The sequence below is a fragment of the Providencia sp. UF-183 genome, assembly GCF_058246155.1.
The window spans coordinates 81,642-96,342 of the sequence record NZ_JBSICD010000001.1 but is presented as its reverse complement, the minus strand read 5'-3'; the positions used below and the strand labels follow the sequence as shown (position 1 = coordinate 96,342).

At 43.2% G+C, this 14,701-nt stretch carries 12 protein-coding genes; 4 read left to right on the top strand and 8 right to left on the bottom strand.

What is annotated here, in order from left to right:
* Nucleotides 1-8: 8 nt before the first annotated feature.
* Complete coding sequence (locus AC4IFT_RS00420) at nucleotides 9-1,229, top strand: Tm-1-like ATP-binding domain-containing protein (protein ID WP_490734545.1); 1,221 nt, start codon at nucleotides 9-11, stop codon at nucleotides 1,227-1,229.
* An 11-nt stretch (nucleotides 1,230-1,240) separates the two neighbouring features.
* A complete protein-coding gene (locus tag AC4IFT_RS00415; RefSeq protein ID WP_490734543.1) occupies nucleotides 1,241-2,068 on the top strand; it encodes a phosphoenolpyruvate hydrolase family protein in 828 nt (275 codons plus the stop codon).
* A 50-nt stretch (nucleotides 2,069-2,118) separates the two neighbouring features.
* Here the strand turns inward: AC4IFT_RS00415 and AC4IFT_RS00410 are convergent, their stop codons facing one another.
* The 3 genes from AC4IFT_RS00410 to AC4IFT_RS00400 all read right to left on the bottom strand — a co-directional run bounded on the left by AC4IFT_RS00410 (nucleotide 2,119) and on the right by AC4IFT_RS00400 (nucleotide 4,619).
* Complete coding sequence (locus AC4IFT_RS00410; RefSeq protein WP_490750345.1) at nucleotides 2,119-2,814, bottom strand: hypothetical protein; 696 nt, start codon at nucleotides 2,812-2,814, stop codon at nucleotides 2,119-2,121.
* A gap of 4 nt (nucleotides 2,815-2,818) precedes the next feature.
* The gene (locus tag AC4IFT_RS00405; RefSeq protein WP_490734539.1) at nucleotides 2,819-3,556 is read right to left on the bottom strand and encodes a hypothetical protein; all 738 of its coding nucleotides are present in this window, start codon (nucleotides 3,554-3,556) and stop codon (nucleotides 2,819-2,821) included.
* Between the two features lie 166 nt (nucleotides 3,557-3,722).
* Entirely contained in the window at nucleotides 3,723-4,619 is an 897-nt protein-coding gene (locus AC4IFT_RS00400) for a diaminopimelate dehydrogenase (protein ID WP_490734537.1), read from the bottom strand.
* 199 nt (nucleotides 4,620-4,818) lie between these two features.
* Here AC4IFT_RS00400 and AC4IFT_RS00395 point away from each other — a divergent pair, with 199 nt between their 5' ends.
* Together AC4IFT_RS00395 and AC4IFT_RS00390 are read left to right on the top strand one after the other, a co-directional pair.
* Entirely contained in the window at nucleotides 4,819-6,165 is a 1,347-nt protein-coding gene (locus AC4IFT_RS00395; RefSeq protein ID WP_219246086.1) for an MATE family efflux transporter, read from the top strand.
* 208 nt (nucleotides 6,166-6,373) lie between these two features.
* Nucleotides 6,374-7,693, top strand: a complete 1,320-nt coding sequence (locus tag AC4IFT_RS00390) for an L-cysteine desulfidase family protein (protein WP_490734535.1) — start codon at nucleotides 6,374-6,376, stop codon at nucleotides 7,691-7,693.
* Between the two features lie 103 nt (nucleotides 7,694-7,796).
* Here AC4IFT_RS00390 and yjiA read toward each other — a convergent pair whose 3' ends face one another.
* From yjiA to AC4IFT_RS00365, 5 genes are all read right to left on the bottom strand, one after another.
* A complete protein-coding gene (gene yjiA / locus AC4IFT_RS00385; RefSeq protein ID WP_490734533.1) occupies nucleotides 7,797-8,759 on the bottom strand; it encodes a GTPase in 963 nt (320 codons plus the stop codon).
* A gap of 39 nt (nucleotides 8,760-8,798) precedes the next feature.
* The gene (locus AC4IFT_RS00380) at nucleotides 8,799-9,002 is read right to left on the bottom strand and encodes a YbdD/YjiX family protein (protein ID WP_004260586.1); all 204 of its coding nucleotides are present in this window, start codon (nucleotides 9,000-9,002) and stop codon (nucleotides 8,799-8,801) included.
* Nucleotides 9,003-9,103: 101 nt separating this feature from the next.
* The gene (locus AC4IFT_RS00375; protein WP_490734531.1) at nucleotides 9,104-11,257 is read right to left on the bottom strand and encodes a carbon starvation CstA family protein; all 2,154 of its coding nucleotides are present in this window, start codon (nucleotides 11,255-11,257) and stop codon (nucleotides 9,104-9,106) included.
* A 420-nt stretch (nucleotides 11,258-11,677) separates the two neighbouring features.
* The gene (locus tag AC4IFT_RS00370) at nucleotides 11,678-12,133 is read right to left on the bottom strand and encodes a WG repeat-containing protein (RefSeq protein WP_490734529.1); all 456 of its coding nucleotides are present in this window, start codon (nucleotides 12,131-12,133) and stop codon (nucleotides 11,678-11,680) included.
* Nucleotides 12,134-12,146: 13 nt separating this feature from the next.
* Nucleotides 12,147-14,696: a TonB family protein gene (locus AC4IFT_RS00365; protein ID WP_490750344.1), complete on the bottom strand. Its 2,550-nt coding sequence runs from the start codon at nucleotides 14,694-14,696 to the stop codon at nucleotides 12,147-12,149.
* Nucleotides 14,697-14,701: the final 5 nt, after the last annotated feature.

The following is a 14,701-nucleotide window of genomic DNA, read 5'->3' as shown; positions in this document are numbered from 1 at the left end:
ATTTTTATATGAAAAAGCACCCTGGTTTTATCTATATCGCCACAACGCTGGATACTAAAAGCGCTGAACTATTTTATGTCAGTGAATTAATTAAAAGCGCTGGGTTAGCTGTTCGCACCGTTGATTTAACGACTCAACCAACACAATTAGAAAAAGAGGCTGATGTCAGCGCACATACCGTCGCTAGTTTTCACCCTCTTGGTGTAGATGCGGTTTTTTGTGGAGACCGTGGCAAGGCGATTGAGGCGATGGCACACGCTTTTAGCCTTTACCTTGCAGCGCAAACTGATGTTGCGGCAATCCTTGGCTTAGGTGGCTCAGGTGGAACCGCATTAATTACTCCTGCAATGCAAGTACTGCCTGTGGGTATCCCTAAGTTAATGGTTTCCACTATGGCGTCAGGGGATATCTCAGGTTATATCGGTGCGAGTGATATCTCCATGATGTACTCAGTCACCGATGTTTCGGGCTTAAACATTATTTCGCGTAAAGTTTTGAAAAACGCAGCAAATCAAATCGCAGGCGCTGTCTGGTTTAACCAAGAAGATGACGAAAATATTGATATCAAACCCGCCATTGCCCTAACCATGTTTGGTGTGACAACGCCTTGCGTTCAACAACTTACCGCACAATTAGAAGAACAATATGACTGTCTCGTCTTTCATGCAACAGGCAGCGGCGGTAAAGCAATGGAAAAACTGATTGATAGCCAGCTACTGCATTCCGTACTGGATATGACGACAACAGAAGTGTGTGACTATTTATTTGGTGGCGTTTTAGCGTGCGACGAAGACCGATTTGGCGCCATTCAACGTACACAAACACCTTGTGTTATGTCGTGTGGTGCATTGGATATGGTGAATTTTGGGCGACCAACTACGGTGCCTGAAAAATACCAAGACCGCTTATTTTACCATCACAATGCACAAGTCACATTGATGAGAACGACCAAAGAAGAAAACCAACAAATGGGTCGTTGGATTGCTGAGAAATTAAATCGCTGTGATGGCGAAGTTCGTTTTATTGTTCCAACATCAGGGTTTTCCGCATTAGATATCGAAGGCGCACCATTCTGGGATCCTATCGCAGACCAAGCGTTTATCGATGCACTGACAGAAAACCTCATAACAACAGAAAAAAGACAGCTTATTTTGAGTCCTCACCACATAAATTCCCATGATTTTTGTGAACAGGTTATTCAGCTACACCAGGAAATTTTGAACAAATAATAGAGGTTAATATGAAACATAACCGCGCAGAGTTATTAAAAAAATTCAGAGACATGATTGCTCGTGGAGAACCTATTATCGGCGGTGGTGCAGGTACGGGTTTATCGGCAAAGTGTGAAGAAGCTGGCGGCATTGACTTAATCGTTATCTATAACTCCGGCCGTTACCGTATGGCAGGTCGTGGCTCACTAGCAGGCTTATTGGCTTACGGCAATGCGAATGAAATCGTCATGGACATGGCAAAAGAAGTTTTGCCTGTCGTTAAGCAAACCCCTGTTCTTGCAGGTGTAAATGGCACCGACCCATTCTGCCAATTTGATAAGTTTTTAGATGACATCAAAGCAACGGGCTTTGCAGGTGTACAAAACTTCCCAACGGTAGGCCTGATTGATGGCAACTTCCGCGCTAATCTGGAAGAGACAGGAATGGGTTATGGCCTAGAAGTGGATATGATCCGCATGGCGCATGAAAAAGATCTGTTAACCACACCGTATGTTTTCAGCGCTGATGATGCCGTTGCAATGACCAAGGCTGGTGCAGATATCATCGTGCCACATATGGGCTTAACAACGGGCGGGAATATTGGTGCCGAAACAGCACTGACACTAAAAGATTGCGTACCACTCATTAATGAATGGGCAAAAGCGGCTAAAGCAGTGCGTGATGACGTCATTGTCCTGTGCCACGGCGGCCCTATCGCAACCCCTGAAGATGCCGAATATATTTTAGCTAACTGCCCTGACTGCCATGGTTTTTATGGCGCAAGTTCAATGGAACGTTTGCCTACCGAAGTCGCACTAACAAAGACTACACAGCAATTTAAATCAATAACACGTTAATTTTTTTATTTTTTGCCAACACCGGGCGCCTATTTCGATAGGCGCTTTTTTTATTTCTTTTTGGGGTTTAAAAAACGCCACAATACCCAAAGTAATGATGTGGAATAATACAAGACACCGAATTGAATAATCATAAGCGGTTTTTCCGTCATCCCTGTCATTTTTAATAGGCCATAATAGTGATTATCTTCAAGGTATTGCTCCGTCAGCCCCCCTTCAGGCAAATAGCGCGTTAAAAACACAGCAATAATAAAACACGAAACATAATGACGTAATTTAGCAATCCCTTCATCGAAGGCATTAAAACTATCAAACTCACTCCCTTGTTGACGCCCAATAATAATTCGATTAATTAATGTCGCTGCATAAATATAAAGGATAGCGGAAGAGTTAATTTGCGTCGTATGAAAAATATAGGCTACGCCCCCTAAAATAGCGGCCACAAAAATGAAGAAAAAACCACGCTGAAGTACCGCCATCATTGTGCCCATATGCACTAAAATAAACTCAAATAGCAGGATCAATACCATATTGTAAACCACTTCAACGCCCGACCAATCAGGGGCAAACCACAAAGACAATAAAAAACCGATATAAAAAACAGTTAAGCCGTGATCCACCAACGAAGGTAGAAAGTGCATAACACCTTGCGGTTTATCTGATGCAATAAAATGGCGTTTCCCTTTTACGATGGATAATCCCGATCGCTTATTGGCATTTTTTTTGTTTTTTATCTTCCTTGCCACAAACTTACTTTCCTTTTTCTCGGTAAATAGAGTGCCCCTTGCACAAGAAATTCATTAAACAGGCCATAAAAACAGGTAACCCAAAATAGAGTACTCCAAACGCAAAAGCGACATGAGGCCTGTCCGGGAACTCTCCGCCAGTGGAAATACTGGCGTAATAATCAATAGAGCGTAAATATTCAGGTGTTAACCCGCCATAAGGCACAAGGAAAGATAAAATCAATACGAGGAAAATACAGAACATAAAATTGAGTGCCATTAACGCTGAATAGCCCATATTTTCACTGCGTTCTTGTTCACTGCGGCTGGTTAAACCAAATAACATTCGGTTCGCGACTGTCGCACTATATAAATACAGGATCAACGGCGAGTCCCCTAAGACTGACATATTAATTGCCAGCGCGAATAAACCATAAAAAAGCGCAAATAAAGTTAATACTCGCCAATCACGAAATACCGCCATAAAGACGCCAGAGTGAACTAAAATAAATTCAAAAATGAGAATTAACGTCAGGTTATAAATAATTTCGACCGTGTAGTACTCAGGGAAAAACCAAACAGATAAAATAAAACCGACATAAAAAAGAGAGAAACCGTAGTTAACTATCTTGGAAAACGCACGAATAAGGCTAAAAGAATGCGAACTTTCTTTTACACTTTTTACTGAAGGCTGTTTTGGGAAAAAACCTTGGTTTTTATTTTGTTGTTCTTTTAATTGCTCATTCCCTGACGGCTTCGCCATGAGATCACTCCACATTATCAATAGTGCTTTTTTAATAAGCTACTTGATAACGAAAGAAATAAACAATGGCCAAAATCCGAATGGCGAAGTAAATCGAAGGTAAAGTGTAAGAAATATCGACAAGATGGCATGACCTTAAGGGATCATGCCACAAATAAAAGCGTAATTAGACGAGTTTGGCAATCAACGTGTCTAAATCACCTTGCAGGAAATTCACTGGTGGGATTTCAATCACTGTATAAGCACCCGCCGCCTGCTTCATTGAAGCGCGTGCAGCTGACACCATAAATTGTGACGTTAACGCAGGGTTATTGATACGCATTGAATACTCGAACAATTGGTTATGTGTCGCACCCGACACACCTTTGTGCGTCATGTGTACACCGTGCCCAACATCTTTTAATGCGTCAATACTATCGACCTGACGAATGTGGGTTTCATCAGAGGCAAAATAGCTATCCGCTTTAATCGCTTGAGCAACATCATCAAATTTTGCCCCCGCATCTAATTCAATATATACCATACGACGGTGCACACCAGTTCCTAATGGAATAGTCACTGATAACGCATCTTTCACGCCGTCAATTGCTTTTGCCGCAACACTGTGCCCCATGCTCATACCTGGCCCAAAATTGGTGTAAGTCACCCCTTTTGGCGCCATCGCAAGCATTAAAGTACGCATGATAGAATCTGAACCTGGATCCCAACCTGCAGAGACGACAGCAACGCTATTATGTTGTTTTGCAACATCATTTAGGCTTCTTTTCAGCGCTACAATATCTGAATGCACATCAAAGCTATCAACGGTATTAATACCTAATGCAAGAATTTTTGCCGCAAGTGGGCCTATTGCACGGGTTGGTGAGCACAGGAGTGCAACATCCACTTTCCCTAGTTTTTCAATATCATCGACGACTTTGTACGAGGCAAGTTCAGCAGGGATGTCTTGTGTATTGCGACGAACAATTCCGACAAGCTCAAAATCATCAGCGGCCAGAACAGCTTCTAGTGCATAACGGCCGATATTCCCGTATCCCACTATTGCTGCTTTAATTTTTGTCATTTTTACTCCTATACAGTTCTGATGTTGCTTATTAAATAATTTATAGCGAAATTAAATTTAACAGATTAATTAAAAGTAAACAAAACATTCACTTTACGAAATTGAGGGCATTTTAACCCTATTTTCATTAATGAATTCCATGTAGAATTCGCAGTTCAAGCGACTATTCTTAATTCTCATAAATATATAAAGGTTCTCAATGCATCAGTCTGATGTGACTGAGCGGTCACTCTTTTCGCTCAGTTGGCCAATTTTTATCGATATTTTTCTGCATTTGGCCACATTATTAATTAACACTTACATGGTTAGCCATGTATCGACGGCTTACCTTGCTGCGATGGGGGTGGGCAACCAAGTTTTTGATCTTTTTATTACTATTTTTAACTTTATCAGTGTGGGATGCAGTGTTGTTATCGCACAATATTTAGGGGCAGGCCGCCGTGAAAAAGCCAGCCAAGCGATTCATATCTCTATTGCCTTTAACTTTATTCTTGGTTTTTCCAGTGCATTGGTCGCGGTATTCTTTGGCTATACCATTCTAAAAATCATGAATATGCCATCCCATTTAATGGCGGATGGTTATACTTATTTACGTATTCTAGGTATTTGTTTAATTCCTGAAGCAATTTCCATTATTTTAGCGGCTTGCTTACGGGTTTATGGCAAAGCACAACCCGCCATGTGGGTAACATTGATTGCCAACCTGATTACTGTTGTCGGCAATATCATTGTACTTTATGGTTTCTTCGGGTTGCCACAATATGGTTTAGAGGGTGTGGCTTGGTCTACTGTCGTTGGGCGTGTCGTCGCTGTAATTTTGCTTTTCTGCTTATTATTCTACGGGTTACGTATTAAGTTTGTCCCAATGATGTTAATTCATTGGTCACGTAAAATGCTCGGTAAAATTTTACACATTGGTTTACCTTCTGCGGGGGAAAACTTGGTGTGGATTTTACACTTTATGACGGCATCTGCCTTTATTGGTTTAATGGGCGAAACAGCTCTTGCGGCACAAACCCTGTATTTCCAATTATCACTCTTTATTATGTTATTCGGTATTTCCGTCAGTATTGGTAATGAGATCATGGTTGGCCATTTGGTTGGTGCGAAACGCTTCCAAGATGCCTATATTCGCGGAATTAAAAGCTTAAAAATGGGCTTTTATGTCACTATCGGTGTCGTTATTGCTTTCTGGTTGCTTCGTGACCCTATCCTTAACAACATCACTGATGACCACGGTATTATCGAGCTTTTATTACCGCTCTTTTTACTCTCGGTATTTTTAGAGCCAGGGCGTACCATTAATATTGTGATGGTGAATGCGTTACGTGCATCTGGAGATGCCCGCTTCCCATTATGCACCGCTATTATCTTTATGTGGGGCGTGGCGATCCCCCTCGGCTATTTCTTAGGGATCAAAATGGAAATGGGCTTGCTGGGAATTTGGCTCGGTTTCTTCGCCGATGAATGGTTGCGCGGCTTGACTAATGCATGGCGCTGGCGCTCACGGAAATGGCAAAGTAAACGCCTCGATGTGGAAAGCTAACCCGTAAAACAATCACAATGTCCTGCGCTATTTTATAGGCAGGATTTTTGTGACGAAGCGCAAACTCGAAAATATTTTATTTTTATCTCCAGTTTTGGAGATTTTTTTTCTCTCTCGCACAAGTATATCCCCAAACTTAGTGAAGTTTTTCTCCAACGGGTTGTTTAAAATAATAAAATCAAAAAAGATTTCATTAAGGGGACCTGCCATGCATGCGCAATCACAACCATTACTTTGGCAATATTTTATCAATGCGGTAAAACAAGAAGTTAAGCCAGCTTTAGGTTGTACCGAGCCGATTTCATTGGCTTACGCAGCAGCAAAAGCAGCGTCCTTCCTTGACGGTGACGTCACGCGCGTTTGTGCCTTTGTCTCTCCTAACCTGATGAAAAATGGTATGGGTGTCACGGTGCCGGGTACAGGCATGGTAGGGTTACCTATCGCTGCCGCTTTAGGTGCGGTTGGCGGCGATGCGGATGCGGGTTTAGAGGTACTTAAATCTGCTTCAACTGACGCGATTGCTTTGAGTAAAACAATGCTAGCGCAAGGCCTAGTAACTGTTGATATCAAACACCCTTGCGAAGACGTTATCTATTCCGAAGCAACGGTATATACCCAAACAGGTTCAGCGACAGTGATCATCACAGGTTCACACACCAATATTGTGAAGATAATTCATAATAATGAAACGGTGTTTGATACCTTATCAAGAAAATCTCTAGACGATACTCCCGTTGATTGCGCTGCGGATATTCCCTTGCCCCCCGTTACCGCAAAGGCTGTCTACCAATTTGCGACAGAAGCCCCATTAGGCGATATTCGTTTTATTTTAGAAGCTGCCCAGCTAAATGAAGCCCTTTCCCAAGAAGGCTTGCGCAATGTGTATGGCTTACATATCGGGAAAACATTGCAAACTCAGCGCGACCGCGGTTTATTATCGAAAGACTTAATGTCCGAAATTATGATCCGCACCTCTGCCGCATCCGATGCTCGTATGGGAGGGGCCGTTTTACCCGCGATGAGCAACTCAGGTTCTGGCAACCAAGGTATCGCCGCAACCATGCCTGTTGTCGTGACGGCGGATTACCTGCAATCCTCTGAAGAACAACTAGCTCGCGCATTGATGTTATCCCACCTAATGGCGATTTATATTCATAATCAATTACCTGCACTATCTGCGCTGTGTGCTGCAACCACCGCCGCGATGGGCGCCGCCGCAGGGATTGCATGGTTATTGGAGTCACGCTATGAAGTGGTTGCAATGGCGATTTCCAGTATGATTGGCGATGTCAGTGGGATGATTTGTGACGGTGCATCAAACAGTTGTGCGATGAAAGTCTCCACCAGCGCCAGTGCGGCTTATAAAGCGGTACTGATGGCTTTAGATAATAGCTGTGTGAGAGGCTCGGACGGTATTGTGTCAGATGATGTTGACCAGTCGATTGCCAATTTGTGTTCATTGGCCGCAGGGTCGATGAGGCATACAGATGTACAGATTATTGAGATTATGGCGTCAAAAGCACGTTAATTCTTCGCCCTTAACGACGTAGCGTTGTTGGCTACACTTGCCGACCCTAGTCACATACTTGCCTTGTGTATGTGACTAGGGCTTGTCTCTTTTAAATGACTACCTATTTCACTTCTAAGGCTGCGAATTTTTCGCGAATAATCTCTTCGGGTAGTTTCACGCCGATAAACACTAATACGCTGCGGCGGGTTTCGCCGTCTTGCCAATCCGTATCCCAATCAGCACTGTAAAGGCGTTGAACCCCTTGGAATAACAAACGTTTTGGTTCATCTTTGATGGATAAAATGCCTTTGTAACGCAATAAATTATCAGCAAAACCGAGCAGTAAATCTTCCATTACCTGTGAAACTTCCATTAATTCAACAGGGTAATCAAACTCCACAACAATAGACTCCACTTCATTTTGCTGTTTTGGTGCAAAGCGGAAAGTCGGTTTATTCACCTTCAGTTGTGAATCTAATAAAAAACCTTCGATGTCTAATAAAAGCTGTAAGTTAATATCGCCATGAATAACCGGATAAATTGGCGCTCTGGCATTAATACGTTGCAATCGTTCTAACAGGGCGTCGTTATCTGGGTTGATGTCAGTTTTTGTTAATAAAATTCGGTCTGCATAGCCGATTTGTGCTTGAGCAATCGCAAAATCATTCAATTGTTTTTCAGCATGAACCGCATCCACCAGCGTAATGATGCCATCCAATAAAAACCGTTCGCATAACACATCATGGGAGAAAAATGTTTGCGTGATAGGGCCGGGGTCTGCCATTCCAGTGCATTCAATCACTAAACGGTCAAAATCCAATTTGCCACTGTCGAGGCCATCTAATAAGTCTAATAACGCATTTTCTAATTCAGCGGAACGCGAACAACAGATGCACCCGTTGCTCAACGTGGTGATTTGTGTGGCTCTGTCACCAATAATGGCGTTATCAATGGGAACCTCACCAAATTCATTTTCAATGACTGCAATTTTATGTCCATGTTCTGCATGAAGAATATGGCTAAGGAGCGTTGTTTTACCTGCACCAAGAAAACCGGTTAGGATTGTGACATTAATTGGTTTCATTATTATCCTCTTTGCACCATTGTTTTACTGCAATCATCGTTAACAGCAGCGGAACCCGCCTTTTCCACTTCCACCATATCGCGCATCTTGCCTTTCACGAAAAAATTCTTTGTAAGTCATGACGGGCTTATCAGGGTGGTTATCACTCATGTGTTGGACATAAGTATCATAATCAGGAATGCCAATCAGCATACGCGCTGCTTGCCCTAAGTATTTGCCTGTTTTTCCAAGATTACCAAACATCTGCCTCTCCAAATACAAATGCCCTACATCATGCGCACACAATGTAGGGCTACCGTTCAGTTACCGAGCCACCTTAGCGGCTCGATGGTGTCGAATGGTCACTAATGTGAAGATGAAACTTTCACGCCCTCTTTCGGTACAGGCACATACGGTGTTTCTTTGTCTGTACGTTCTGGATTTTTGTATGCTTTCATTCCCACACGGATACCATAGAAAATGATACCGTAGACAACCACTAAGAATAGGATACTCAGACCCGCATTGGTGTAGTTGTTGATGATAATGTGATTCATGTTAGTGATTTCTTGCGCTGTCAGCTCAGCACCGCCTGCCGCAATCTTCTCTTTATAAGATTTCGCTAAGTACAGGAAGCCTTCAAGCTGCGGGTTATCACTGAATAATTTCAGTCCTAACGCCCAAGTGGTACAAATCAATAACCATACTGCAGGTAACACGGTGACCATGATGTATTTGCTACGTTTCATCTTAATCAGGACAACTGTACTTAAGATTAACGCAACTGCGGCTAACATTTGGTTCGAGATACCGAACAGTGGCCATAGGCTCTTAACGCCGCCCAGTGGGTCAACCACGCCTTGATACAGTAAGTAACCCCATAAACCGACACAACCTGCCGTACCAATAATCCCCGCAACTAATGAATCCGTTTTCTTCAAGAATGGAACGAAGTTACCCAGCAAGTCTTGCAGCATAAAGCGGCCAGAACGAGTTCCTGCATCCAATGCGGTTAAGATAAATAGTGCTTCAAACAGAATACCAAAGTGATACCAGAAGCCCATATTTGCCGCAGGCATGATTTCGTGGAATACGAATGCGATACCAACTGCTAATGTTGGCGCACCACCCGCACGGTTTAGAACAGACGGTTCACCGATGTCTTTCGCCGTTTGCATGATTTGTTCAGGTGAAATTACGAAGCCCCATGAGCTGACCGTTGCCGCTGCGTGAACAGAAACATCTTTCAGTTGAGCCATGATAGCCGCACCATCTGGGCCACCTAGCTCATGCAAGTTAGGCATTGTAATACCTAACGCCGCTGGCGGGGTATTCATCGCGAAGTACAAGCCCGGCTCGATAATGGATGCAGCAACCAGCGCCATAATCGCAACGAAAGATTCCATTAACATTGCACCGTAACCGATGTAACGTGCATCTTTTTCGTTTGCTAACAATTTCGGAGTTGTTCCCGAAGAAATTAAAGCGTGGAAACCCGAAACCGCACCACATGCAATGGTAATGAACAAGAATGGGAATAGCGTGCCTTTCCAAACTGGACCTGAGCCATCAACGAATTGCGTTACTGCAGGCATTTTTAATTCAGGGTTCAGGATAACGATACCAATCGCTAACCCAACGATAACCCCAATTTTCAAGAAGGTTGCCAGATAATCACGCGGCGCCAAGATCAACCATACAGGTAACAGTGCAGAAACAAATGCATAGCCAACCAGAGCATAAGTGATCGTGGTGTCTTTAAATGTCAGTGCTGGGCCCCAGTATGGGTCGTGAGCGATAACGCCACCGAACCAAATCGATGCTACCAGCAACACGATACCGATGACAGAAACCTCACCAACACGCCCCGGCCGGAGATATCGCATGTATATCCCCATAAACAAGGCAATTGGTACCGTTGATACCACGGTGAATACACCCCATGGGCTTTCTGCCAAGGCTTTGACGACAATAAGTGCTAATACCGCAAGGATAATGATCATAATCAGGAAACAGCCAAAGAGTGCGAGCGTTCCCGGAATTGGGCCCAACTCTTCTTTAACGATTTCCCCTAATGATGCCCCATTACGGCGTGATGAAATAAACAGCACCATAAAGTCTTGCACCGCACCGGCTAATACAACCCCCGCCAGTAACCACAGCGTACCGGGTAAATACCCCACTTGCGCTGCCAGTACAGGTCCTACTAATGGCCCCGCCCCTGCGATTGCCGCAAAGTGGTGACCAAACAGAACGTTTTTATTGGTTGGAACATAGTTTAAGCCATCATTATTAATGACAGCTGGAGTTGCACGAGTTTCATCCAGCTTCATCACTTTTTTCGCGATATATAAGCTGTAGTAACGATAAGCAATAAGATAAACCGCCACGGATGCGACGACTATCCACAGCGCACTAATGTGCTCGCCGCGTCTTAGCGCAACAACCCCTAAACAAATTGCGCCGATAATCCCAAGGATCATCCACGGAACGTGCTTTAAAATACCATTTTTGTTCATAGAACACCCTTCTGAGGTAAAACGAACATGCCATTGATTTTGTATTTGCCATCACGCTAGCAGCATCGTAGCGCTGCTTGTCATTGATGTTTTTTTAATTGGCAGTGGTTGAACTGTGTTAAATCGAAAATTTGAGCTCTGCCATGGTGTCTATGGTAAGAAATTACACTCTGCAAATGACTAAAGTTGCGCTAAGCGGTGCCATACAGAATTAAGCGGTTTGAATTTTGCCGTGAATGGTTTTGAGGAAGGTTTAACAGGGTAAAAACTGTGATCTACATAACAATAACAACTGGTTTTCAATAAGTTAAGTAATATAAATAATATGGTTAAAGTCGATTTAATTGTAAATAAATATCACAGACTTCGTAAAAAACGCCTTGAATACCCTTAAAAAGGGTATCCAAGCACGTAGAACCCCTATGGCCGTGTAATTGTTGTCCAATCCCCACCAACCCACCAACGGTGTTCGCCATCCGTTTGCGTCTTACACCCTACGCCAACTTTAGCCTTTCCCTCTTCAAAAGGGTAAGCACAATCATAGGTTGCCTCAATAACAACCTTCCCTGTCGTGGCATCCGCAAAGCCAATTTTATCTCCCTTACGAATGCGGTAGACCCCTTCTTGGGCTTCGTCCGGCCAGTTATCAAAATAATAAATTCGATACACTTCTTGGTTATGTTTATCAGCAACAATTAACTCGCCATCATCTGACTCACGTAAGCAATATTGAAAAGATGATTCGGCTTCAAAACAACGAATTTGGCTTTTTTGGTCATCAACCCATAAGCTGTATTGTTGATCAAGATTTTGTGCAAATAATGGTGTTGAGCAAAATATGGCAAGCATCCCTGCCATTTTATATTGGTTCATCATATTCCCTATTCCTTTATGGCTGATAATTTAACGAAGCGTCACTGGGTTGGTTAAAAATCACTGGGATTAATAACACTTTATTTTGAGATGCTGAATTAAACCGCCACTGATAAGCAGCTGAAATTAAGCTATCATCAAAATAATCCACACCACTACTCTTCTGTAACATCACTGAGCTTGGCACGCCCCCTTTTGGTACATCAATTTTCAAAATGGCTTCGCCTTGCATTTTACCTATCGATTCCTGAGAAATAACAGGCAGTTGTAATGTCTTTTCTTGGATGCCAAAAGCGGCCGCATCAACACTCACAGCTACAGGGTCAGCTAAGTTTTCATTGCGCATAGGCGAAGTGCGAGGGGTTAAGGCAAATGGTATCACCGCTGGCATTACGTTTTCAGCCAATACCTTTTGCTCTTCAAATGCTTGGCGCTCCTGCTCCGTTGCTGATGTGGGCAATTCACCTTTACTATACAACTGCGCCATACGTGCATTAATAATATTCACCCGCTCTTTGGTTTCATCGGGCAAACCAAATAAAAAGAAACGGGATTGCGCCGCCATCAGACGCTGATCCACACTTTTATCCGCATTATAATGCATTAATGCAAATGCACCTGCTGCCAGCTCAGGGTTTTCATCTATCATTGTCACTCCCCAAGCAAACCACGCGTCAATACGGTTTGGGTTAATGGTGATTATTTTCAGATAATGCCCCCGCGCACTCAACAGTAAATCACGCCAATGCTGCTCATCATCAACAAAACCATCTCTTATTGCAGATGCTTTATTTTCAGTTAATAAAGTTCGCGCGGCATTAAAGTGCATTAATTCCATTCTTGCCGTTGTGCTCAGCACTTCAATATTATTAGGGTGCTTTAACAATAAAGCGCGAAGTCTTAGCGTATTACTTTCCCACGCCTCACCATTAGACTTAGTGCGGCTGTCTGCTTGTAGCAGCGTTGCACGTATCTCTTTTGAGATCTCCTGCTGCTGCTGGTAATATTCATAAGATGAACTTGAGCTGCGGGTATATTTAGCAGGAACTGTATTATTCACATAGTTCAGGAGCCTTTTAAGCACATATCCAAATGATTTTTCATTATGCCTTGCTAAAGCCTTACTGGCACTTTCCACTAAAAGCCCGACTTCTTGCGCGTAATCATCTAAGCTTTTCACTGTGCTTTTAAAGCCAACACTCACAAGGTGGCGAGCCGGTTGCGTTGAAGGGGTAAAGCGTAATTGGCTCACAGCATATTCAGCTGCGGTATCGTATTTTTTTACGCCACTGGTGGTGTCGATTAAGGTAAATCCAGGCGCACCGTCCTCATTCACATCCACGGCCACGATTGCTGAAACATTATCAACATCATATTTAACGGAAGGGTAACGCACCTCGTTAATAGAGCTAGGGACAATGGCCGTTCCCTCTGTATTGATCGTCATTTTCCCAGGGTAACGAGGATCACTTAGGTCATAGTACGTGGATAGCTCAACAACTCCATATATCCCTTTAATGGACAATGGCTGTTTTGCTAATATTTGTGTTTGCTCATCCGCAGGTTCTCTAAACCAATCTAATACCTGTATGTTGCTTCTTGCTTGTAAGATTAAAAAGTTTTGGCGTTCAGCGGCAGAAAGGTGCTGGATTTCTTTCGCAAACATTGCGGTACTTTGCGCATCAAATAATTGAGAGGGAGATTCTGACCATTTATCACTGAGGTTCAGATATTGTGCAAAAATAAGTGCAGCATATGCGTGCTTTAAATTTACATCGCTATTATCAACTTGGCTTTTTATTAAACTATACGCAAGCCCCAAACCTTTCCAATAAGTGGGGTTATTCGGCTGTGCTGCAATAGCACGCATAAAAAAAGTCAGGCTCTCTTCCGCTGTGTCGGTTTGGCGTAATTTAAGCAAGCCAACAGCAAAGGCGAGCGCACCATCTTGCGGTAAATATTGGCTCGCCTTTTCTAACTGGCTAATTTGATCATTTGGCACCATCGTATTCGCTTGTAATAAAGGTTGCCAGATTTCACGCATTGCTACGCTTTGTGGTGCCAATTCGGCCAGTTTATCCATCTTATCAATACGTGCTTGCAACTCATGGTATCGTTCTTCAATTTCTATATTAGCTTCATTGTTATATAAGATCCCTGATAGCACACCACTCACTGCGGTGTTTTGTTCATTCTGAAATAGCTGCCAATCACGCTGTTCAATGAGTGTTTGTGCCCGCCAACGTTGGTTTGATTCGGCACTTAACGGGATATTTAACAGTGTAGTGATGCTAAATACCGCCAACGTTATAACTGCTGCGCCCCAATACTGCCTCTCTTGAAAGCGAACTGCACCTATCGATAAGGCAATAATAAACACCAGCCCAAATAACCACATCACGGTAAGAAATAAGTTATCGCTGACATTTAAAGCAATTGGCCAAATGAGTTCCCCCAGTTCGAATAACGCAATAAACACGCCATAGCCAAAGAAAAAAGGCAGCGCAGGTACCGCTAATAAGAACGCCAACGGTAACAGAAGGAGTGGGCTTAGTTTTATTTTCAACGCCA

What these genes read in the sequence shown, in the direction of transcription:
- AC4IFT_RS00420 (WP_490734545.1), top strand. Translation starts at nt 9, where the DNA reads ATGAAAAAGCACCCTGGTTTTATCTATATCGCCACAACGCTGGATACT.
- AC4IFT_RS00415 (WP_490734543.1), top strand. Translation starts at nt 1,241, where the DNA reads ATGAAACATAACCGCGCAGAGTTATTAAAAAAATTCAGAGACATGATT.
- AC4IFT_RS00405 (WP_490734539.1), bottom strand. Translation starts at nt 3,556, where the DNA reads ATGGCGAAGCCGTCAGGGAATGAGCAATTAAAAGAACAACAAAATAAA.
- AC4IFT_RS00400 (WP_490734537.1), bottom strand. Translation starts at nt 4,619, where the DNA reads ATGACAAAAATTAAAGCAGCAATAGTGGGATACGGGAATATCGGCCGT.
- AC4IFT_RS00395 (WP_219246086.1), top strand. Translation starts at nt 4,819, where the DNA reads ATGCATCAGTCTGATGTGACTGAGCGGTCACTCTTTTCGCTCAGTTGG.
- AC4IFT_RS00390 (WP_490734535.1), top strand. Translation starts at nt 6,374, where the DNA reads ATGCATGCGCAATCACAACCATTACTTTGGCAATATTTTATCAATGCG.
- yjiA (WP_490734533.1), bottom strand. Translation starts at nt 8,759, where the DNA reads ATGAAACCAATTAATGTCACAATCCTAACCGGTTTTCTTGGTGCAGGT.
- AC4IFT_RS00380 (WP_004260586.1), bottom strand. Translation starts at nt 9,002, where the DNA reads ATGTTTGGTAATCTTGGAAAAACAGGCAAATACTTAGGGCAAGCAGCG.
- AC4IFT_RS00375 (WP_490734531.1), bottom strand. Translation starts at nt 11,257, where the DNA reads ATGAACAAAAATGGTATTTTAAAGCACGTTCCGTGGATGATCCTTGGG.
- AC4IFT_RS00370 (WP_490734529.1), bottom strand. Translation starts at nt 12,133, where the DNA reads ATGATGAACCAATATAAAATGGCAGGGATGCTTGCCATATTTTGCTCA.